The organism is Vulcanococcus sp. DEBay_Sum29NL08_54 (assembly GCF_017859255.1).
Taxonomy (GTDB): Bacteria; Cyanobacteriota; Cyanobacteriia; order PCC-6307; family Cyanobiaceae; genus Vulcanococcus.
Window position 1 is genome coordinate 1 of the sequence record NZ_JAFMNJ010000024.1, and the last position, 18,872, is coordinate 18,872.

The following is an 18,872-nucleotide window of genomic DNA, read 5'->3' on the forward strand; positions in this document are numbered from 1 at the left end:
ACCCTTGAGCGCAACTGGGTCGGTTTGCGTTCGCAGGGGGTCTGCTGCAAGGGCTAGCTCAGCTGTATTGGCTTGATTGGCCCAGCTGACGTCAACCAGAACCTGTCCTTTGAGGTCTTTTCGGAGTAGTCGGGGGGGATTGGTTGAAAACGTCGCCTTCTCATAAGCACTCCAAGTCGGCCAGTAGCTCAGCGAGGGCAGAGCGACGGAGGGGTAGGCCTTGAGATCGAAGTCGACCTCACTGGTGTCGAAATCAAGGACGCCGTAGACCGCATCGGCATCGCCGCTGTTCTCGATCAGGCTGTAGCGCAGGCTGTTGGCCTGGAAGTACTGCTCACCGCGCTGGAAGCGAACGCGCCCGCTCAGCAGCAGGGTGCGCGTTGCGGTCTCGTATTCCAGCCGATCCGCCAGAACCCGGCCCCCGGCCAGGTCAATTTGGACATCGCCTCGCGCGACGAAACGGTTAATGCGTTGATCAAAGCCCTGCTCGTTGGCGAGCAGCTTGATCACCACAGGTGGGGACTGATCAGCGCTGGCCTGGGTGAGCACTGAAACAGGGGTGACCGCTGCAGGCTCTGCCGCCCAGGCAGCACCCAGAGGGACCAGGCTGGTGGCCGCAATGGAACATGCAGAAACCCCTCGGATCAGTCTCTTCCGGAGCTGAGTCACCAAGGGGTCGCGTAAGGCCGCGATCTTGCCACGGCCAACTGGTCAAAAAGGGCGAGGTGGTGCCGGTTGCTCAGCCCACCTCAGCCAGCCTGGGGATCACTCCTCCAGGTCTTTGCGGCTCGGCGTACGGCTGGGATCGCTGGCCAGAAAGCCGAAAACGAAGATCCCGATAAAGAAGAAAACGACCGAGTAAACCGAGATCTTGAGGGCAAGCATGGGTCTGTCCGGCGGGTGACAGGGAGTGACAAGCGCCAAATGGGCCCTGAACGAGCCGGCGGCAGCCGCATCATCCTATGGGTCGTGAACGCGTTGACCGATGTCAGAGGGGCCAGAGGGCGCTGTTCGCTCCTGGATTGAAACGTTTCAGGCACAAACCCGTTGGGACCTGCTGCCGCTCTGGAGCGTGCAGGCGCCAGACGGAGACAGCGTTTTGGCCCTGGATGACCCCTGGGGTGCATGCCACCGCCCCGACTGGCATCAACGTGGATTGCTGAGCTGGCCGCGCGGCGGGCGATGGATCAGCCTGCGCCTGCAGCTGGTCTGCCCTGAGTCCTGGCAAGTGGCTCAGCGCGGTGATCGGCGTGCCCGTCTGGCCCTCTGTTGGTGGGCCGATGCCGTGGAGCTCTGGGCCGATGGGGCCTTGGTGCACCAGGGCGACCTGTTCGACAGCGCCTGCCGCTGGGCCCTGCCGTCCCCTTGGTGGGAAGGCCAGCCGTTGCAGCTGGAGCTGCGGCTGCGCTCCCCGCTGCATGACGACGGGGCCTTGATTCACAGCCGGCTCGAGCAGGAGCCGACGGATCCCGCTGACCCTGCTGGGGTGCTGGCGGCCGAAGCTCTGTCTCTGGGCGCCTCGCGTCTCTCTGGGGATGCCTTGGCTGCGTTGCAGCCAGAGCTCGAGAAGGGAGCCCTTCCCAACCTGTTGGCGCGGATGGCCCAGGCTCGCCCCCCTGGCGGTTTCCATCTCTTGGGCCACGCCCATTTGGATTTGGCCTGGCTCTGGCCGGTGGCGGATACCTGGCAGGCGGCGATTCGCACCTTCGATTCGGCCCTGACGTTGATGGAGCGTTTTCCCGAGCTCCACTTCGCCCACTCCACCCCGGCGCTCTACGCCTGGATGGAGCAGCACCGTCCGGCGCTCTTTGCCCGCCTGCAAGTGGCCGCCGCGCAGGGCCGTTTTGAGCCGGTCAATGGCCCCTGGGTGGAAACCGATTGCGTCTTGGTTGGGGTCCCCTCGCTGCTGCGGCAGTTCGAGGAGGGGCAGGCCTACAGCCGCAGCCGCTTCCCCCAGTGGACGCACGAGCTCTGTTGGTTGCCCGACAGTTTTGGCTTCGCAGCTGGGCTTCCTGCCATCGCCCAGCTGAGCGGAGTGCGTTGGTTCTGCACCCACAAGTTGGCCTGGAACAGCAGCAACCCTTTCCCCCATCGCCTGTTTCGCTGGCGCAGCGCCGATGGCTCGGAGCTGTTGGCCCTGGCGACGGCTCCCATCGGTACGGGCGGCGATCCCCAGGGGATGGAGACCTACCGCCAGCAGTGGCAGGCGGCGACGGGCGTGGATCAGGCCCTATGGCTCCCGGGGGTTGGCGACCACGGCGGTGGCCCAACCGCCGAGATGCTGGAGCAGCTGGCCCTCTGGCAGCAGCAGCCCGTGGCCTGCCCCCAGCAGCACGGAACCCTGCGCAGTTATCTCGAGGGACTGGAGCCCCTGGCGAGCCGATTGCCGGTCTGGCGAGACGAGCTCTATCTCGAACTGCACCGCGGCTGTGCAACCACCCGCCCGGATCAAAAGCGCCATAACCGCACCCTCGAGCGCTTGCTTCGGGAGCTCGATTGGGTGCAGGCCCTGCTGCACCTCCGCGGCAGCGAGCAGCCCGGTGCGGACTGGCGAACGCTGCTGTTTCAGCAGTTCCACGACATCCTTCCGGGCACCTCAATCCCTGAGGTGTTTGAGCAGGCGGAACCGCAGTGGCGCCAAGCGCGGCGCCTGGCCGCCCGTCAGCGCGACCACGGGCTGCAGGCCCTGCTCCCCGCGCGCGGCGGAGCTGAACCTTGGTGGCTGGTGCAACTCCAGCCCCAGCCTGCGGAGCGGGTCACCCTGCGCCTGCCCGCTGGCGCCTGGTGCATCGAGGGGGCCCCGGAGCAGCTCCCCAGTCAGGGGCGTCCAGCCGGTGGGACATGGGTTCAGCTCCCCTTGGCCTCGGCTGTTCAGGCGCTTCCCCTTGAGCGCGCGGATGGGCTGCCGCAGGCCGCGGCAGCGATCACAGACCCGGTTGTGTGCGAGGCGAGCGCTGGGCACTGGCGCTTGGACAACGGCTTGGTGCGCGTCGAGATCGGGGCGGACGGTGTTCAGCAGCTCTGTGGGGCCGACGGCGTTCCCCAGCTCTCAGGCCCTTTGCAATGGCGCCGTTGGAGCGATCAGGGCGAGTTTTGGGATGCCTGGGACATTGCGGCGGACTACCGCGAGCAGCCGCTGCCTTTGACTTGGCAGGGAGCACCGGAACTGGTTGAGCAGGGACCGCTCTGTTGCCGCTTTGTCATGCGCGGCCGCTGCGGCCAAAGCACGCTTCGACTCGACATTCAGCTGCGGGCCGCCTCGCCGTATCTGGAGCTGGCTTTGACGGTCGATTGGCGCCAGCGCCATGAGCTGTTGCGGCTGGAATTGCCCTTGGCGCAGGTTGCTCAGCGCTATGCCGCGGATACCTCTGCGGGGGTTCTCGAGCGGCCGGCCCAGCCCCTGACGGCTAGGGAGCAGGCGCGCTGGGAAGTGACGGCCATCAGTTGGCTGGCCAGTCAGGCGAAGGCTGGAGCGGGTGGTCTGGCGGTGCTGCTGGATGGGCCCCAGGGCGTCTCCGCCACCCCCGATCAGCTGGGGGTCTCCTTGCTTAGAGCACCCACCTGGCCTGACCCCTCGGCCGATAACGGACACCAACGGCTTCGGCTCGCGTTGGTCCCTTGTGCAGCCGGGTGGGCGTCGGCCGGGGTGCCTCGTTTGGCGCAGCGTTTTCGAGAACCGCTATGGATTCGCCCGGCCCAAAAGGCGGCCCAGCAGGCGGAGGTCTTCGCTCCGATCGACTTGATGGAGGGCATGGGTCCAGCCAATCCCCAGATCCGCGTGCTCAGCTGCAGGCCCGGCTCAACCCCAGGGCAGCTGGCGCTGAGGCTGCAGAACCTCAGCCCTCAGCGACAGAGCTGGACGCTGGGCTCGCCACGGCGTTGGCGCCGGGGGAATGCTGAGACCTGGCAGAGCGGAGCTCTTGTGCTCAAGCCCTGGCAGGTCGTCGCGTTAGAGCTGGTTTAGTCGTCGTGGTCGTCAAAGGGGTCGCTGAGCTGCTTCGACGGAGGACCAAAGGCGGTGTAGATCCCGAAGCCGGTGAGGCCCAGCAGCACAGCCAAGACGGCCAGTGCCACGGACATGGCTGGGGAGGTGGTTTCCATCACAACTCTCGACGGGGCCAGCCGCTCAGGCGGCCAGGCCCCTTACAGTAACGAGACCTACTCCTTGCCAGAGAGCACAGCCCGACATGGCTCAACGCACCCGCCTGGGAGATCTGCTTCGCCCCCTGAACTCCGAGTACGGCAAGGTTGTGCCCGGCTGGGGCACGACCCCCGTGATGGGCGTGTTCATGGCCCTGTTCCTGGTGTTCCTGCTGGTGATCCTCCAGCTGTACAACAAGTCCCTGATCCTCGACGGCATCACCGTCAACTGGAACGGCATCGGCTGATCCGATGAACGTGTTTGGGATCGGATTGCCTGAGATGGCGGTGATTGCCGCCGTGGGTCTCTTGGTGTTCGGTCCCAAGCGCTTACCCGAATTGGGTCGCACCCTTGGAAAAACCCTGAAGGGTTTTCAGTCCGCCTCGAAGGAATTCGAGCAGGAGTTCCGAAAGGCGGTCGACACGGTGGAAGCGGAAGTCACCCAGGCTTCTTCAGAGCCCCAGCCTCAACTCAAGGCCGACGACGAGCAAGCGGCCGGTTGAAGGACTCCATGGCTCCTTTGAGTCTTGTTGTTGGTTTAGGGAACCCGGGCGAGAAGTACGCCGGAACCCGCCACAACGTCGGATTTATGGCGCTGGAGCAGCTGGCCAAGCGTCAAAACAGCAGCTTTAAGCAGCAGTCCAAGCTCCACGCCCTCGCCGCGGAGGTGGGACAGGGTGCTGAACGCCTGCGTCTGTTGATGCCTCAGACCTACATGAACGACAGCGGTCGTTCGATTCGTGCTGCTCTCGATTGGTTTGGCTTCGAGCCCAACCAGATGCTGATCCTGGTGGACGACATGGATCTCCCCCTCGGTCGCTTGCGCCTGCGGCTCTCGGGCGGTGCTGGCGGGCATAACGGTCTGCGCAGCACCATTGCCCATCTCGGTGGCCAAGAGTTCCCCCGCTTGCGCATCGGAATTGGCGCTCCGGCCTTGAATCCTGTGGAACGTAAGCAGCGCACTGTCGGCCACGTCCTCGGCCGCTTTGCCGTCGCCGAACAGCCGGTGCTCGAGGAGGTCATCGATGAGGTCTTGGCTGGTCTGGATCTGATTCAGCGCCTGGGGTTTGAGCGGGCTGGTAACAGGCTCAACGGTTTTGTTGCTCCCTCTGCCGCCAAGCTGGTCGAGCAACCCACTGCCTGAGTCCGCGTGAGTCGCCTCCCCACGACAACGGCGCAATTGCGGGTGCTGCGCCAAAGCTTTAGCCAGCGGGTGCTGGAGGGTGAGGTCAGCGCTGGAGGGTTCGAGTGGACCTTCGCCTGGTTCTTTGACCGCGGCGAGCTGCAGGTGGAGCCCTCCCTGGGCCGGGCCTTGATCCAGGACGCGTTGCTGCGCTTCCTGTTGAAAACCGACTACCAGCTGGAGGCGGGTGGGGACTACGCCTTCAGCGTGCGGGCCAGGTTTTAGGCAGCGAGCTGGCGCAAGACGACCAAGCCAGGTTCCCGCTTGAGCTCCGTTCTCCAATGGCGCTCCAGCAGGAGTTGAGCCACGACATCGTCGTAGTCCCGTGGGGGCAACCTCAGGCCCTCGGGGAGCATTCGCCGCCAGCCCCTGGGGGGCTCCAGCTGCCAGTAGCGGGCTCGTGCGGCCAGGGTGGTTCCCGCTTCAGGGATGACCTGGATAGCCAGGCCCAGGTCGTTGAGTTGCCGCTGCCAGTGCTTGCTGCCCGTGCCATCGCCGAGCACAACACCCTCAAGACCCGGACGTTCTCGCCAGATCGCAATCTGCTTGAAGCACTCTTCCGGGGAGAGCACGGCGGCAACCTCGATCTGGCCTGTGCTGTGGTCAGAGCGCACCAAGCCGCATTTGCTGCGGCCGGGATCGAGTCCGATCCAAGTCATTGCGGGCGCTGCCAGCGAATGTCCACGGCAATCGGGTCGGCCAGATCACTGTTGCCTCTGGAGACGGCCTCGAGCTTGGCGGTCTCGCCCAGGGGGCGGTTGACCAGGGCCTCAGCCAGTTGATTGAGGCGTGCTGGGTCAAATTGCAGGCCGTTGGCCAGGGCCCCTTGACGTTGCGCTCGGGTAAAGGCTGCTGCCAGGAGCAGGTTCAGACGGCTACGCACCTGATCCGGGGAGCGCTCATCGGCCTCCAGCACGGTGGTGGCCAGTTGTTCTCCACTACGCACCACCCGTTTGTTGGGTCTGACATCCGGGAATGCCACGACCTGACGCTCCCCTTTGAGCACATTGGCCGCTGAGATCAGACTCACGACCCACTCGCCGCGTTTGCTGAGGGTGGTCTCCAATTTGCTGATGTCGCTGCGCGGTACCAACAGGATTTGACGGTTCGGTGTTTCGCCTGGCAGCACGCGCTGGTAGACGTTCAAATTCGTGCGCTGCAGCAGGGCGTGGATCACGTCTCGGGCCTGGCTGGGCTTCTCGATCCGCACCTTGGCCACCTCCAGGATTTGGCCACTGCTGATCACCACATCACCCTGACGTAGGGCAATCAGGTTGCGTTCGAGACGCTCGAGCTCTTGGCTGCTGCTTTTGATCTTGCTGTTGAGCTTGGCGAGCTCAGTGCGGTTGCGCTGGAGATCGGAATCCTTCGCGGCGATGTCACGGCTGAGGCGGTCGCGCTCGGCCTCCAGTTGTTTGCGTTGCTCCATCAGGGGAGCCAGTTCCTTCTGCAGCCGGCTGGCCTGCTCGGCCACCACCTTGAGTTGGCGTTGGGCCTCGCTGCGCTCGTTCTCTGCGCTGCGCAGGGCGCTCCGACTTTGGGCCAGGTCCTTGCGACTTGAGCTCAGGGCATCGCGGCTGTCCCGCAGGCGCTGTTCGATCTGATCGAGTTCGAAGAGCCCCGTGCGCAAGCGATCACTGACGAGCAGCATCAGCCCAAGGGAGATGGCACTGATCAAGCTGCCGGTCAGCACCGTGATCACCACGGCGGTCTTCTTGGGCCGCAACCGGAACAAGCTCAGCCGCGCCTTGCCGACCTTGGATCCCAAGCGATCCCCCAGGGTGGAGAGCACTCCCCCGAGGATCAGCAACGCCAGGATCAGGATCCAGCCGGACACGACGTTGGGCGACGACGATCAGTATCGGTTGCGGTGGCTTGGAACGCAGCTGGGATCGGCCACCAGTTCAGCCGTTTAGCTGAAGCGTTTGGCGAGGGCCAACGGATCGAAGACGGTGATTTTTTTGCGGTCGATTTGCACTAGGCCGTCGTTGCGGAGGTCGCCCAGGAGACGGGTGATCGTGACGCGGGTCGATCCGATTGCTTCGGCGATGGCCTGGTGGGAGAGGCGCAGGTCGATCGTGATTCCTTCGCTGCTGGGTACACCAAAGTCGCGGCAGAGCACCAGCAGGAAGCTCACCAGTCGCGAGGACATGTCGCGGTGGGTGAGGGTTTCGATCATGGTCTCGGTTTGAAGAATCCGAGAGGAGAGACCCTGCAGAAGCAGTAGACCAACCGCCGGGTCTTGTTCGATCGCCTTGCGGACGGAGGTGGCGGGAGCCGTCACCAGCTCGACGCGGGTAAAGGCAATCGAGTGATAGAAGCGGTCCGAACGCTGGCCTGTCAGTAGAGACAGCACGCCGAAGAGGCTGTTCTCCCGCAGCAGTGCCACGGTGATTTCCTCGCCGGATTCGTAGACCCTGGAGAGCCGGACCGCACCCCGTTTCAGCAGATAAACCTTTTCGGCGGGGTCGCCGGGGAAAAAGATTGTTTTGCCGCGCTCAACGATTTCGGTGGTGCTACCGCTCAGGCCCCGGATGACATCCAGCAGCGTGGCATTGGGCGGCAGGGGACTCCCCGCGATCGGTGCGATCACTGACGTACCGGTCGTAGGGCTAGGGGAGTAGCGGCTGAATCCTTGCGTTGCCACGACCATTTCAGCGCGACTGAGTTGCCTGGAACCTACGGATCAGTCCAGGGCCGCCCTGTAGCCATTGAAACTAATTTGCTGCCTCTGCCAAGGCCTGCTTCTGGGCCTGCATCAGTTGATCGATGCCGCTTTCCGCTAGGTCAACCAGGCTGGAAAGCTGTTGGCGACTGAAGGGTGCGCCCTCGGCAGTGCCTTGAATTTCGAGCAAATGTTGCTCTTGATTCATCACCACGTTCAGATCGACCTCTGCTCGGCTGTCCTCGCTGTAGTCGAGATCGAGGAGTGCGGCGCCATCCACGAGGCCAACGGAAACCGCCGCCACCTGCCCCACCAGGGGCGATCGTTCCAGCACTCCGCGCTGCTCCAGGCGTTGCAGGCCGAGGGCTAAGGCGGCCCAGGCTCCAGTGATGCTGGCGGTGCGGGTGCCGGCATCGGCTTGAAGGACGTCACAGTCGATTTGCAGGGTCCGCTCCCCCAGCGCCTCCAAATCCAGGCAGGCCCTGAGGCTGCGGGCGATGAGGCGTTGGATTTCTTGGGTGCGACCGGAGAGCTTCATCAGCTCCCGTGGCTGCCGGCTGGGGGTGCTGGCGGGGAGCAGCCGGTAGTCAGCGCTCAGCCAGCCCTTGCCGGAGCCTTTACGCCACTTCGGAACACCCTCCTCTAAGCAAACGCTGCAGATCACAGCCGTGTTGCCCGTGTACACCGTGACGGAGCTCAGGGCGAAGCCCATCGGATCCCAAGCGAAGCGCGTGCTGCGCAGGTCCGTTGCGCTGCGGCCGTCCCGCCTGGGTTGGGTGCTGCTCATCGCGGGCTGGCTCAGTGCCTCGATGGTACGGGTGTTTGCACTACAGGTAGTGCTTGTTGCTTGCCGGACGGCCTAACGCCGCTACATTCAGGATCCCAAGCGGCAGCCATGCACTCGATGACGGCCAGCATTGCAGCCACGCCCCGTGCTGGACACCTGCGTCCATTGGCTGTGGTCCCGGCGTCGGCCCCCGCTCGCAGCGTGCGCCTGGCGGCCCAGCAGGAGGGGCAGCTCCAGGTTCACACCGCTCCCTTCCGCGGCAGCTTCAGTGGGGTATTCAGTCAGGCCCTGCGCAGCGCCGGACTTGGCAGCCGCGTTCTGGTGAGCCAATTCCTCAAAGGTGGGGTCGATCAGGGTCTGGAGCGCAGTGTGTGGCTCTGTGGCCGCCTTCAGTGGCTGAGGCCAGCCGTGGCGGGTTGCCTGGCTGAGCCCGTGCCGGCCTCCCAGGCCGATGTCGAGGCTGTGCGCGAGATCTGGGCGTACACCCGTGAGCAGCTGCTGAGCGGTCAGCTGGATCAGTTGGTGCTCGATGAGTTGGGCCTGGCCGTCGAATTGGGCTACTTGTCCGAGGCGGAGGTCGTTTCAGCCCTGGAGCAGCGGCCGTCCCACCTGGATGTGATCCTGACGGGGCCCTCCATGCCCACCGCTCTGTTGGCCATGGCCGATCAGGTCACCCAGCTGCGCCGAGGTTTCTGATGCTCAAAAACGACCGTTGGATCAACGAGCAGGCCGCCTTGGGCATGCTCGAGCCCTTTCAGCCGCAGCTGGTTCGCCATCTCGATCCGGAGAACAGCGAAAAGCCGGTTCTCAGCTTTGGCTGCTCGTCCTACGGCTATGACCTGCGTCTCTCCCCGCAGGAGTTCCTGATCTTCCGGCACGTCCCCGGAACGATCATGAATCCCAAGCGCTTCAACCCCGCCAACCTGGAGCCGGTGCCCCTGCATGAGGACGAAGACGGCTCGTACTTCATCCTCCCGGCCCACTCCTATGGCCTGGGTGTGGCGCTCGAGAAGATGTGCGTCCCTCCCAACATCACCGTGATTTGCCTGGGCAAGAGCACCTATGCCCGCCTGGGGATCATCGTCAACACCACCCCAGCTGAGGCCAGTTGGGAAGGTCACCTGACCCTGGAGTTCAGCAATTCCTCCGGCGCGGACTGCCGCATCTATGCCAACGAGGGCATTTGCCAGCTGCTCTTCTTCGAGGGCGATCCCTGCGAGACGACCTACAAGGACCGGGCTGGCAAGTACCAGCACCAGCCCGAGCGGGTCACCTTGGCCAAGGTCTGAGCCCTAAGGGGCCAGGCGCGCCTTGTGCAGGCGGGTCTTCTCGTACCAAGCCGCGATCTCTGGGGCCCAGGCCTGGAGGTGGGGCCACATCAGATCGCAGAGCACCCGGATTTCCTCCTGGGCATCGAGCTTGGCGCGCAGGTCCATGAAGTGCAGGAACGCCCGCAGCGAGAAGCTCACCACGAAGTGCTGGCGGTAATCGAAGGGAAGGATGCCCCGGGCATGCTCCTCGGCGAACCCCGCCGCGAGCATGTCGCGATAGCGCTCGGCCGCGGCTTGGCAGAGGGCGAGATCCTTGGCGCGCTCGTCTGCGCTGTAGGTGTACTTCTTGCCTTGCCGATCGCTGTACTGCCCTTCGGGGCGGAGGTAGAAGACCTCTTCGAGTTCCAGCTCGCCGTTGGCGGCCCGGCAGATGCGCTCGCCGGTGTAGCGCATGGATTGGACGTCAAAGCTCACGCCCACCCGGTGGGTGCGGGCCTGCTGCATCACGGAGTGGGGGAACCAGCCCACGTTCAGCACGATCTGGGCGTGCTCCAGCGGACCGTAGTGACCGCGCTCACCAGCTAGGAGACGTTTGACGCAGATCTCGCCGGCCTTGGTCTCATCAGGCCACTCGGCGCGATCGGCCGCCACAAACCCTTCGCTGTAGTCCTGGTGCATCCCCGCATAGACGCACTGCTGGGGGTTGGGGGTCGCTGCAATCAGCTCAACCCGAAAGCGTTTCATGGGCGGGCGATGGCGTGGGGAGCTGGTGCTGCAGGGTAACGGGCTTTGGGGGACTCAGCTGTGGCTGCGGGGGCCTGCCATGGTGGTCGCCTCCGCTTGCGGCAGGACGCTGGTCTCGGCAACGCCCGCCATGGCCGGTAAGGGGGTGCCTGCCACCAAGGCTTCAGTCAGGGCTTCCAATTCGCTTTGGCTGCGGGCGCCGACGGCGCGGCCCACGCGGGTGCCACTGGCATCGAAGAATTCCAGCTGCGGGATGCCGTTGACGTCGTAGCGATCCACCTCCGGTTGCCAGCGGGGGTTGTCGACGTTCAGCAGCACCACATCGAGTTGATCGTGGTGTTGGCTCTCGACCTTCTCCATCGCTGGGGCCATGGCTTGGCAGGCCTCACACCAGTCCGCGTAGAACTCGACCACGCTGGGCCGGCCATTGCTGAGGGCAACGGCGGGCTCCAGCGACTGGCGGGCCAGCTTCTCCAGGGGCGCCGCCGGTGAGAGCCCGCCGCGCAGAAGGAAGAGCCCTAAGGCCAGAAGGGCGGCCACTGCAGCCAGCAGCATGCGCTCGCGCCGTCCCAGGGCTGCCGTGTTGCTGTCCACAGGTGGTGTGTTGATGCTTGGCGCCAATCTGCCAGGGCTGTTCCCATTCCGCGTCGATACCCTGACGGTGGCTGAGTTGCGCCCTTGAAACGCCGCATCACCCTTCACTTCCCGCGGGAGGCGGTGCATCAGCCGATCACCTATCGCCTGGCGGTCGAATTTGATATCGCCGCCAAGATCCTGCGGGCGCAGATCGCTCCGAACCAGAGCGGAACGATGGTGGTGGAGCTCTCCGGCGACATCGATGATCTCGATGCCGCTGAGCAGTGGTTGGAGGGGCAAGGTCTGGGCTTGAACCGGGCCTCCGGTGAGATCGCGATTGATCCCCAGCGTTGTGTGGACTGCGGCATCTGCAGCAGCGTTTGCCCGAGTGGTGCCCTGAGTTTCACCGCTCCCCACTGGCGACTGGAGTTCAACGCGCAGCGCTGCCTGGTCTGCGAGCAATGCATCCCCTCGTGTCCGTTTGAAGCGATCGCCCTGGTGTTGGATCAAGCTGTGGGCGCTGCCCAGTGATGCGCCTGTCCATGCGCCCTGTGACTGCTGTTCTTCGCTTCCTGGTCCTGCCGCTGCGGGCACCGATGTTGCTGGTGCTGTTTGCTGTCAGCGCCTTCATGGGATTGCACTGGGCTGATGTGTCTCCGCAGTTGCTGACCCAGGCCAGCACGCCGGTGCAGCAGGAGTTCGCGGGCCCTTGGTTCTGGCCGCTCCAGTGCATGCAGGCGCTGCTGGTGGTGGTGCTCTGCACCATGCCCGATCTGCTTCTGCGGGAGCTCTCGCAGTTGATGGCGGCCAGTAAGGCGCTGACCCTGGTGGTGACCTTGCTGGTGGTGATCACCGGGGGCCTTTACCTCCTGCACCTGGCGGTGCTCTCTGAGGTGTTGGTCTTGGCCTCGGCGGTCTTGCTCGCCCGGCTTGATCTCACCCGGCTTCGGATTGCACCGGCGCCCCTGCTTGGAGCCTTTGTGCTCTGCAGTTGGGTCCTGGCGGGAATCCTGGTGGGCCGCTCCCTCTATGCCCATCTCGGGTTCGTCTTTGCTTAGGGGCCGGCATCAGCGGCAGAGGGTCTCGGCGCTTTCTGCGAGCCGCCGGTAACTCCAGTAGTTGCCCAGCACTTTTTTGGTGTACAGCCGGGTTTCGGGGTAGGGGATGGCCTCGGTCCAGAGCTCCGGTTCGCGCTGCAGATCAAAGCCCCGAGAGTTGAGCCAACTGGCGACGGCACCGGGGCCAGCGTTGTAGCTGGCGATGGTTTGGAACAGGTTGCCCCCGGTGCTGCTGAGCAGTTGTTTGAGGTAGGCCGCCCCCAGGGCTGCGTTGCGGGCTGGATCGATCAGGGCCTGATGGTCCAGGGGTTCGCCCGCTAGTTCGCTGGCGGTGGCTGGCATCAGTTGCAGCAGGCCACTGGCTCCAGCCCCTGAGCGCACACTTGGGCTGAAGCGGGATTCCTGCTTGGCGACCGCCAGCAAGAGGGCGAGATCGACACCCGTCGCTTCACTGGCGGCGCCCAGTTCTGCGCCAAAACGCCGGGGGTGCAGCTGCCGTTCCCGCTCGAGTTGTCCCCGGCAGCCGATCTGGGGCAGGCGAAAGCTGGCCCGCTCGAGTTGTCCGAGTCCGGTCCAGTCATCGCCGATTGCCGTGCGCAGTCGACCTTCGATCAGAAACTCCTCAGGTCGGCTGGGGGACCTGCCCCCTTGCTTGGTGCGCCAGCTTTCCCAGGCCTCCAGTGCTTGCCCCCGCTGCCAAAGGGCATCGATGCGTGTGTCACCACTGGCCAGGGGTTCCCAGGGCTGAAGCGGCTCTGTGCTGCTGAGTTCCTGGTGGGACTGTCCCAGGCGTTCGCTGGCCCGCCAGCTGTAGTAGCCCAGGGGTTGGCTCCGTTGGGTTTGCCGCCAGAACTGCTCCGCGCTCGCCTGGTCCCCCTGCTGCTGGGCACTCCAGCCGCGCCAGAACAACTGGCGCGCCGCTAGAGGTGCGGGCAGGTTGGCGCTCTCCAGTTGGCTGAGCCAGCCACTGGCCTGGCGCCAGTCCCGCTGCAGCAAGGCCTTGCGCGCCTCGCTCCACTGGAGTTCCCAGCTGGCTGGGTCATTGGGCCAGCGGCTGAGCACGGTGGCCGGATCGACCTGTCCCGCTTCGGCGAGACGGGCCTGCACCGGGGCGCTGTCCTGGAGGGTTGGTGGCAGTTGTTGGAGACGTTCCACTGCGCCGGCTGCAGGAGATTGCGCCAAGAGGCGTGCGGCCTCTGCACCCTGCGGGCCTTCGCTCTGGGCGAGGCGCAAGAGCCAGTCTTCGGCCTGCGTTTGTTGCGCGCGGTTCCCCCGCAGCAGGGTTTGAGCCAGGCGCAGCTGCAGTTCTGCTCCGGCGGGGGTAGTCCCAAGGCAGCGCAGGGCTGCTTCGCTGCGTCCCAGTTGCGCGAGCCCCGCGGCGAGCAGCTGCTTGTCTTCGGCGCTGAGCGCAGCGGCACGGGTCTCGCAGGTTTGCAGCAGGAGCGCTTCGGCACCGGGCCAGCGGGCACCCCAGCGGGCGAGGTGCAGGGCATCGCCTGCTTCGAGGGCTGCCGCCAGGGCCGCCGGGTGGGCGGCAAAGCGCTCCAGCAGCGTCAGCCGCAACTTGGGTTGCTGCCGGCCCAGGGCATAGAGGGCATCGGCACTGGCGGGTTCCTGCGGAAAGCGCCGCAGCAGTTCTGCCCAGAGAGCTTGGGCTTCCTGGGGGCGCCCACTCGCTTGGGCGGCGAGGGCTGCGCGTTTGAGGCTGATCGCCGCCAGCACTCTGTTGTTGCGGTGGTTGCCCCAGCCCTGGCCCTGGAGCCAATGGCGCCGCTCTTCAGGGCTGCTCTTGGCTTGTGCACTCAGCAGCAGTGCCGCATCCCGGCGCCGGTCTGGATCGAGGCTGTGTTTGCGGCTGCGGGTCAGCTCGGCTGCGCTGCTGTTGGGGGTGAGGGGCGGAGCCAGCTGCACCAGAACCTGCCGCCCGGCGGCCAGGGCAACGCCCGTTCCCAGGCAGCAGAGACCAAGCAGTGCTGTGCCAAGAAGGCTTTGGCGTCCTTCAGCGGAACGGGGGCGCTGGGCCAAAGCAGTGGGATAACTCTGCGCATTCTTGGTGAGATGCGCCCCGCTTGCATCGCAAACCAGGCGTAACCTGCCGCGAGCCTTGACCCATCAGCTCGCCATGTCTCCGCTTGGGGCGCCATTCCCTTCTGGTACGGCGAGTTTTGGAACCGATGGCATCCGCGGCCGGGTTGGGCAGGTGATCACGCCCGCCCTGGCCCTTCAGGTTGGCTACTGGTGCGGCCGGGTCCTCCCCGCGGGTGGTCCGGTCGTGTTGGGGATGGATTCCCGCAGCAGCGGACCGATGTTGGTGGCCGCCTTGGCCGCTGGGCTGACCGCAGCGGGCCGTGAGGTGTTGGATATCGGCCTGTGTCCCACGCCTGCCGTTCCCGGCGCCATTCGTCAGCTCGGAGCCAGTGGCGGCCTGATGGTGTCGGCCAGCCATAACCCGCCCCATGACAACGGCATCAAAGTGTTTGGAGCCTGCGGGGCGAAGCTGGCCAAGCAGCAGCAGGCCGAGATCGAAGCGGGTCTGCATGGCAGCGGCGATGTGCTGGGCGGCTTCAGCGCCAATGGACGGCTTGTGCAGCGCCCGGATCTGCTGAACGACTACCGCCAGCGCCTGCTGGAGAGCGTGGGTTCAGCTCGGTTGGATGGCGCCAAGGTGGTGCTGGATCTTTGCTGGGGTTCGGCGACCAGCTGCGGTGAACGCGTCTTCCGTGAGTTGGGCGCTGAGGTCACGGTGCTCCATGGCCAGCCCGATGGGACCCGGATTAACCAGGGCTGCGGCAGCACCCATCTCGAGGCTCTCCAGGCGGAGGTGATCGCCCAGGGGGCGGCCATGGGTTTTGCCTTTGATGGCGATGCCGATCGGATGCTCGCGGTCGATGGCCGTGGTCGGGTCGTCGATGGCGATCAGATCCTCTACCTCTGGGGCCAGGCCTTGATGGCCGAGGGGGCCCTACCGGACAACCGGATCGTCGCGACGGTGATGAGCAACCTGGGCTTCGAGCGTGCGTGGCAAGCGCGAGGTGGCGTGCTGGAGCGCACCGCCGTCGGCGATCAATACGTGCATGCCGCCATGGAGGAACTCGGCGCCTCCTTGGGAGGCGAGCAGTCCGGTCACATCCTCTCGGCCCGCCACGGCATGAGTGGTGATGGTCTGCTGACGGCGCTGCAGGTGGCGCGATTGATTCAGGCCCAGGGGGGTTCCCTGAGCGACTGGCTCGATGGCAGCTTCCAGCCCTATCCCCAGAAGCTGGTGAATGTCACCGTTCCGGATCGCAGCAAGCGCACCGGGTGGGAGAGCTGCGCACCGCTGCTTGAGGCTGTGCAGGCTGCGGAAGCGGCGATGGACGGTACTGGGCGTGTGTTGGTGCGGGCCAGCGGTACCGAGCCGTTGCTTCGGGTGATGGTGGAGGCGGCTGAGCAGGCTGATGTCGACCATTGGAGTCGCCAGTTGGCGGAACTCGCCGATCAGCACCTCAACGCCGCCTGAACGGCCAGTTGCAGGGCGCCATCACAGGCATCGCCCTTGGGGGCCACCAAGGCGGCACCGGGGCAGCGTTGCTCGAGGTCCGCGGCGAAGGCGCGGCGCAGTGTCCCCAAGTGTGTGAGCGCGCCGCCGCTGCAACAGACCCGCGGAGCTTGCAGCTCGAGGGTGGAGGCAATGGTGCGCACCATCTGGCTGAGGGCCAGCGCTGAACGTTCAACGATGCGTTGAGCGTGGTCATCGCCGCCTGCGGCGCAGGCGTCCACCACGGGAGCGAGCCGGGCAAAGCCGGCCGCGCCAAACCCTTCGGCGACGACGGCGGCCTTGAGCTCTTGCGGGGTGCTGACCCCGAGGGCTTGCCAGAGCTGGTGCTTGAGGGAGGTCTCGCTCAGCCGTCCATCGGCCATCTGCACGCTGATCGCTAAGCCGTCCCGGCCCAGATCCATCGCCGAGCCCGCCCCATCCAGCAGCCAGCCCCAGCCACCCGTGCGATGCCAGTGCCCGGAGCTCGTTTGCCCTAGTGCAATGCAGCCCGTGCCACTGATGACGAGCACGCCAGCGGCCTCGCCATGGGCGCCCAGCAGGGCGGTGTGCTCATCACCGCTGACTTGAACAGCGGGCTGGGGAAGCTTTAGGGCGGCGGCCGCCAAGGCCTCCCCTTGGCTTTGGACGGCGCTGCCCCTCTCAATGCCGCTGGCCCCCACTCCGGCTGCGGCGAGGGGCTGCTCGCCGCCCAGCCCGGCCTGCATCAGTCCATCGTGCAGGCTCGTTTGGAGAGCGTCCTGGAAACAGGCCTCACCGCCCGGTGCGGCCAGATGCCGAACCCCCGGACCCTGGCCCAGGGCGATGGGGATCAGCGCTCCCGTGCTCGTCAGTCGAGCCAGTTTGCAGCTGGTGTGGGTTTGTCCGGCATCAAAGCCAGCGACCAGCTGCCCTTCAGCCATCGTTGCTGCTGGCACTCAAGGTGGCCAGGCAGAACCAGCCGGTGAGTTGCACTTCGGGCCGGAAGAAGATCGTGTCGGTCGCGCCCTGGACGCAGAGGCCAGCGATGGCGGCCACGGCGGCCAGGGCCGGCAGGGCCCAGCTGGACTCGCCTTTGAGTTGGCTCAGGCCAGCCCTAAGGCTGGCGAAGAGCAGACCGAGCCCCGCGATGAGATTGGGGATGCCTCCTTCCACCAGCAGCTCGAGCGGCACCGAGTAGGCGCTCAGGGCATTGAACTTCGGCTGTTGATAAAGGGGATAAATCAGGTTGAAGGCGCTGTTACCGGGGCCGATCCCCAGCCAGGGCCGCTCCTGGATCATCTCGATGGCGGCGAGCCAGACGTTGATGCGGAAGTTGTTGGAGCTATCCCCGCGGCCTGCCGCGAGGCTCATCACCCGGATCCGTAGGGGCTCGATTTGCGTCACGGCGACCACCAGCACGCAGACGGCTACCGCGATCAGCAGCAGGGGGAAGAGACGGCGCCAGAGGGGCGGCCAATGGCGCGTCTGCCGCAGCACCAGCAGCAGGACCGCAACGCCGAGGGCTGCCACCATCCCAAGCCAGCCGCCCCGGCTGTAGCTGAGGAAGAGGGCGCTACTGCCCAAGAGCAGGGCACTGGCTGCAAAGAGGCGTTGGGGCCATGAGCGCCAGCGCAGCAGAGCGATCAAGGCAATGGGCAGGATCGGGATCAGGTAGCCCGCCAGCAGATTCGGGTTCTCCAGGGGGCCGTAGACCCGGATCGTTCCGTCGGCGACGGAGTTGGGATCGGCCCAGCGGGCCAGCTCACTGGTGTCGCCATAGAGCTGCCGTATGGCGAGGACGCTGCTGAGCAGCTCACCCCCCAAGAGGGCTGCCACGAGCCGATCCCACCAGAGCGGCGCCTGCTCGAGCAGCTGCCGCAGTAGGGCGTAGACCCCCAGATAGCTGATCAGCTTCAGCAGACCTTTGAACGCGGCTGGGGTGACCGGTGAAAACCCTGTGGCCAGAACGGCGATGCCGAGCATCAGCAGGAGCCAACCGCTGATGCGGCCGATGCGACCGGCGGGGAGGCAGAGCGACCAGACCAGCCAGAGCAATCCCGACGCGAGGATCAGCAGGCTGAGGCCTGCCCGCGTGACGAAGGGCATTGCGGCCAGCAGCACGCAGAGCACGCTTCCGGCGATCAGGCTCAACCGTGATCCCAGGGGCCCCTCGCTGGCGTCGCCCAAGATCCCCTGCCAACGCAACAGCCAGGGGGTGGATGGCGCCGATCCTGCGCTCATGCCGAGGGGTGGGTTGATGTCTCGGGATTATCGGCGGCTTCGAGCTGTTGCTCCAGCTCTTGGAGGCTCGGCAACGGCGTTTCGTTGCGTTCATAGAGCACTCGGTAGACCGGTAGCCCTTGCTCGAGGACGTAGGTCTCCCGCTCGGTTGGCACGGGCAGGGGGTTGGTTGCCCGCCAGGGGCGGGCGTCAGTTGCCGGTCGGCTGAAGCAGCCGCTCGCTTCGGTGACGGCGACCATCGGTTCGATGACGTCCAAAATGTCGCTCTGCATAAAGAGCCGCTTACCCGGCTCCAGGGCCGCGGCGATGGCCAGCAGCAGCGCAGGCTGCAGGACCCGTCGCTTGTGGTGCCTTTTTTTGAACCAGGGATCGGGGAATTGGATGGAGACCAGATCCAACTGACCCGGAGCCAATGCCGTCAGCCAACCCTCAACGCTGATGTTGGCGTTGCAGAAGAGGTAGTGCAGATTGCCAAGGCCGAGCTGCTGACGGTCCGCTTCCGCTGCGGCCACCAGGGCGCGCCGGATCTCGACCCCCAGGTGGTTGAGCTCGGGTTGCTGCTGGGCCAGCGCCAGGAGAAAGCGGCCCCGGGCACAGCCAATGTCGAGGTGCACGGGTTGGCCTGGATCGCTGAACAGCTCCTGGGGTGGGGGCAGCTCCAGCGGCAACTGGAAGAAGCGGCTCAGCGGGTTGACGTGTTGGCGCACCAT

The 18,872-nt window shown here is 65.5% G+C and carries 23 protein-coding genes; 10 read left to right on the plus strand and 13 right to left on the minus strand.

Going from position 1 to position 18,872, the window contains the following annotated elements; genetic code table 11:
* Together QZ186_RS08410 and QZ186_RS08415 are read right to left on the minus strand one after the other, a co-directional pair.
* A partial coding sequence (locus QZ186_RS08410) for an LptA/OstA family protein (protein ID WP_296416441.1) occupies positions 1-549 on the minus strand: 549 nt, incomplete at its 3' end.
* A 216-nt stretch (positions 550-765) separates the two neighbouring features.
* Positions 766-885: a photosystem II reaction center protein I gene (locus tag QZ186_RS08415; protein WP_010312075.1), complete on the minus strand. Its 120-nt coding sequence runs from the start codon at positions 883-885 to the stop codon at positions 766-768.
* A 100-nt stretch (positions 886-985) separates the two neighbouring features.
* Here QZ186_RS08415 and QZ186_RS08420 point away from each other — a divergent pair, with 100 nt between their 5' ends.
* Positions 986-3,964, plus strand: a complete 2,979-nt coding sequence (locus tag QZ186_RS08420; RefSeq protein ID WP_296416442.1) for an alpha-mannosidase — start codon at positions 986-988, stop codon at positions 3,962-3,964.
* On the opposite strand, the gene psbN is transcribed toward QZ186_RS08420, so the two are convergent.
* Positions 3,961-4,101 (minus strand): photosystem II reaction center protein PsbN, encoded by a 141-nt coding sequence (psbN, locus tag QZ186_RS08425; protein ID WP_010314488.1) that lies wholly within the window; start codon positions 4,099-4,101, stop codon positions 3,961-3,963. The genes QZ186_RS08420 and psbN overlap by 4 nt on opposite strands.
* Before the next feature lie 86 nt (positions 4,102-4,187).
* Between psbN and psbH the strand changes: the two genes are divergently transcribed.
* The 4 genes from psbH to QZ186_RS08445 are packed head-to-tail and all read left to right on the plus strand — an operon-like array spanning position 4,188 to position 5,549.
* Positions 4,188-4,388, plus strand: coding sequence for a photosystem II reaction center protein PsbH (psbH, locus tag QZ186_RS08430; RefSeq protein ID WP_010314489.1), 201 nt, complete (start codon positions 4,188-4,190; stop codon positions 4,386-4,388).
* 4 nt (positions 4,389-4,392) lie between these two features.
* Positions 4,393-4,644, plus strand: coding sequence for a TatA/E family twin arginine-targeting protein translocase (locus QZ186_RS08435; RefSeq protein ID WP_010314490.1), 252 nt, complete (start codon positions 4,393-4,395; stop codon positions 4,642-4,644).
* An 8-nt stretch (positions 4,645-4,652) separates the two neighbouring features.
* Positions 4,653-5,285 (plus strand): aminoacyl-tRNA hydrolase, encoded by a 633-nt coding sequence (gene pth, locus QZ186_RS08440; RefSeq protein WP_029626095.1) that lies wholly within the window; start codon positions 4,653-4,655, stop codon positions 5,283-5,285.
* A 6-nt stretch (positions 5,286-5,291) separates the two neighbouring features.
* Positions 5,292-5,549 (plus strand): DUF3146 family protein, encoded by a 258-nt coding sequence (locus QZ186_RS08445; protein ID WP_010314492.1) that lies wholly within the window; start codon positions 5,292-5,294, stop codon positions 5,547-5,549.
* On the opposite strand, the gene QZ186_RS08450 is transcribed toward QZ186_RS08445, so the two are convergent.
* The 4 genes from QZ186_RS08450 to rph form a co-directional block, all read right to left on the minus strand.
* Positions 5,546-5,983, minus strand: a complete 438-nt coding sequence (locus QZ186_RS08450; protein WP_296416443.1) for a resolvase — start codon at positions 5,981-5,983, stop codon at positions 5,546-5,548. The two genes, QZ186_RS08445 and QZ186_RS08450, sit on opposite strands and share 4 nt — an antisense overlap.
* The gene (locus QZ186_RS08455) at positions 5,980-7,161 is read right to left on the minus strand and encodes a DUF3084 domain-containing protein (protein WP_296416444.1); all 1,182 of its coding nucleotides are present in this window, start codon (positions 7,159-7,161) and stop codon (positions 5,980-5,982) included. The genes QZ186_RS08450 and QZ186_RS08455 overlap by 4 nt, the downstream gene beginning before the upstream one ends.
* 75 nt (positions 7,162-7,236) lie before the next feature.
* Complete coding sequence (ntcA, locus tag QZ186_RS08460; RefSeq protein WP_029626096.1) at positions 7,237-7,977, minus strand: global nitrogen regulator NtcA; 741 nt, start codon at positions 7,975-7,977, stop codon at positions 7,237-7,239.
* A gap of 64 nt (positions 7,978-8,041) precedes the next feature.
* A complete protein-coding gene (gene rph, locus QZ186_RS08465; RefSeq protein WP_296416445.1) occupies positions 8,042-8,776 on the minus strand; it encodes a ribonuclease PH in 735 nt (244 codons plus the stop codon).
* A 117-nt stretch (positions 8,777-8,893) separates the two neighbouring features.
* On the opposite strand from rph, the gene QZ186_RS08470 reads away from it, so the two are divergent.
* Both QZ186_RS08470 and dcd read left to right on the plus strand, forming a co-directional pair.
* Complete coding sequence (locus QZ186_RS08470) at positions 8,894-9,472, plus strand: cob(I)yrinic acid a,c-diamide adenosyltransferase (RefSeq protein WP_296416446.1); 579 nt, start codon at positions 8,894-8,896, stop codon at positions 9,470-9,472.
* Positions 9,472-10,065 (plus strand): dCTP deaminase, encoded by a 594-nt coding sequence (gene dcd, locus QZ186_RS08475; protein WP_010314503.1) that lies wholly within the window; start codon positions 9,472-9,474, stop codon positions 10,063-10,065. The genes QZ186_RS08470 and dcd overlap by 1 nt, the downstream gene beginning before the upstream one ends.
* Before the next feature lie 3 nt (positions 10,066-10,068).
* On the opposite strand, the gene thyX is transcribed toward dcd, so the two are convergent.
* Both thyX and QZ186_RS08485 read right to left on the minus strand, forming a co-directional pair.
* The gene (gene thyX, locus QZ186_RS08480; RefSeq protein WP_010314505.1) at positions 10,069-10,791 is read right to left on the minus strand and encodes an FAD-dependent thymidylate synthase; all 723 of its coding nucleotides are present in this window, start codon (positions 10,789-10,791) and stop codon (positions 10,069-10,071) included.
* A gap of 54 nt (positions 10,792-10,845) precedes the next feature.
* Positions 10,846-11,385, minus strand: coding sequence for a thioredoxin domain-containing protein (locus tag QZ186_RS08485; RefSeq protein ID WP_296416448.1), 540 nt, complete (start codon positions 11,383-11,385; stop codon positions 10,846-10,848).
* An 84-nt stretch (positions 11,386-11,469) separates the two neighbouring features.
* Between QZ186_RS08485 and QZ186_RS08490 the strand changes: the two genes are divergently transcribed.
* Together QZ186_RS08490 and QZ186_RS08495 are read left to right on the plus strand one after the other, a co-directional pair.
* Positions 11,470-11,898, plus strand: a complete 429-nt coding sequence (locus QZ186_RS08490; protein WP_010314511.1) for an NIL domain-containing protein — start codon at positions 11,470-11,472, stop codon at positions 11,896-11,898.
* Positions 11,898-12,425 carry a hypothetical protein gene (locus QZ186_RS08495; protein ID WP_247476307.1) on the plus strand — a complete coding sequence of 176 codons (528 nt, stop codon included), beginning with the start codon at positions 11,898-11,900 and terminating at the stop codon, positions 12,423-12,425. Before QZ186_RS08490 ends, QZ186_RS08495 begins: the two co-directional genes overlap by 1 nt.
* 9 nt (positions 12,426-12,434) lie before the next feature.
* Here the strand turns inward: QZ186_RS08495 and QZ186_RS08500 are convergent, their stop codons facing one another.
* Entirely contained in the window at positions 12,435-14,450 is a 2,016-nt protein-coding gene (locus QZ186_RS08500; RefSeq protein ID WP_296416449.1) for a lytic transglycosylase domain-containing protein, read from the minus strand.
* Between the two features lie 97 nt (positions 14,451-14,547).
* Between QZ186_RS08500 and glmM the strand changes: the two genes are divergently transcribed.
* The gene (gene glmM, locus QZ186_RS08505) at positions 14,548-15,924 is read left to right on the plus strand and encodes a phosphoglucosamine mutase (protein ID WP_296416450.1); all 1,377 of its coding nucleotides are present in this window, start codon (positions 14,548-14,550) and stop codon (positions 15,922-15,924) included.
* On the opposite strand, the gene QZ186_RS08510 is transcribed toward glmM, so the two are convergent.
* The 3 genes from QZ186_RS08510 to trmB are packed head-to-tail and all read right to left on the minus strand — an operon-like array spanning position 15,903 to position 18,869.
* Complete coding sequence (locus QZ186_RS08510; protein WP_296416451.1) at positions 15,903-16,862, minus strand: N-acetylglucosamine kinase; 960 nt, start codon at positions 16,860-16,862, stop codon at positions 15,903-15,905. The genes glmM and QZ186_RS08510 overlap by 22 nt on opposite strands.
* On the minus strand, positions 16,855-18,162 hold the full coding sequence (locus QZ186_RS08515; RefSeq protein WP_296416452.1) for an IctB family putative bicarbonate transporter: 1,308 nt from the start codon (positions 18,160-18,162) through the stop codon (positions 16,855-16,857). Before QZ186_RS08515 ends, QZ186_RS08510 begins: the two co-directional genes overlap by 8 nt.
* A complete protein-coding gene (trmB, locus tag QZ186_RS08520) occupies positions 18,159-18,869 on the minus strand; it encodes a tRNA (guanosine(46)-N7)-methyltransferase TrmB (protein ID WP_296416459.1) in 711 nt (236 codons plus the stop codon). Before trmB ends, QZ186_RS08515 begins: the two co-directional genes overlap by 4 nt.
* Positions 18,870-18,872: the final 3 nt, after the last annotated feature.

Bases quoted from the DNA above. Each gene is read 5' to 3' on its own strand.
- dcd (WP_010314503.1), top strand. From the start codon at position 9,472: ATGCTCAAAAACGACCGTTGGATCAACGAGCAGGCCGCCTTGGGCATG.
- QZ186_RS08415 (WP_010312075.1), bottom strand. From the start codon at position 885: ATGCTTGCCCTCAAGATCTCGGTTTACTCGGTCGTTTTCTTCTTTATC.
- QZ186_RS08515 (WP_296416452.1), bottom strand. From the start codon at position 18,162: ATGAGCGCAGGATCGGCGCCATCCACCCCCTGGCTGTTGCGTTGGCAG.
- psbN (WP_010314488.1), bottom strand. From the start codon at position 4,101: ATGGAAACCACCTCCCCAGCCATGTCCGTGGCACTGGCCGTCTTGGCT.
- thyX (WP_010314505.1), bottom strand. From the start codon at position 10,791: ATGAAACGCTTTCGGGTTGAGCTGATTGCAGCGACCCCCAACCCCCAG.
- QZ186_RS08470 (WP_296416446.1), top strand. From the start codon at position 8,894: ATGACGGCCAGCATTGCAGCCACGCCCCGTGCTGGACACCTGCGTCCA.
- pth (WP_029626095.1), top strand. From the start codon at position 4,653: ATGGCTCCTTTGAGTCTTGTTGTTGGTTTAGGGAACCCGGGCGAGAAG.
- rph (WP_296416445.1), bottom strand. From the start codon at position 8,776: ATGAGCAGCACCCAACCCAGGCGGGACGGCCGCAGCGCAACGGACCTG.
- glmM (WP_296416450.1), top strand. From the start codon at position 14,548: ATGTCTCCGCTTGGGGCGCCATTCCCTTCTGGTACGGCGAGTTTTGGA.
- ntcA (WP_029626096.1), bottom strand. From the start codon at position 7,977: ATGGTCGTGGCAACGCAAGGATTCAGCCGCTACTCCCCTAGCCCTACG.
- QZ186_RS08435 (WP_010314490.1), top strand. From the start codon at position 4,393: ATGAACGTGTTTGGGATCGGATTGCCTGAGATGGCGGTGATTGCCGCC.
- QZ186_RS08495 (WP_247476307.1), top strand. From the start codon at position 11,898: ATGCGCCTGTCCATGCGCCCTGTGACTGCTGTTCTTCGCTTCCTGGTC.
- QZ186_RS08450 (WP_296416443.1), bottom strand. From the start codon at position 5,983: ATGACTTGGATCGGACTCGATCCCGGCCGCAGCAAATGCGGCTTGGTG.
- QZ186_RS08420 (WP_296416442.1), top strand. From the start codon at position 986: ATGTCAGAGGGGCCAGAGGGCGCTGTTCGCTCCTGGATTGAAACGTTT.
- QZ186_RS08510 (WP_296416451.1), bottom strand. From the start codon at position 16,862: ATGGCTGAAGGGCAGCTGGTCGCTGGCTTTGATGCCGGACAAACCCAC.
- psbH (WP_010314489.1), top strand. From the start codon at position 4,188: ATGGCTCAACGCACCCGCCTGGGAGATCTGCTTCGCCCCCTGAACTCC.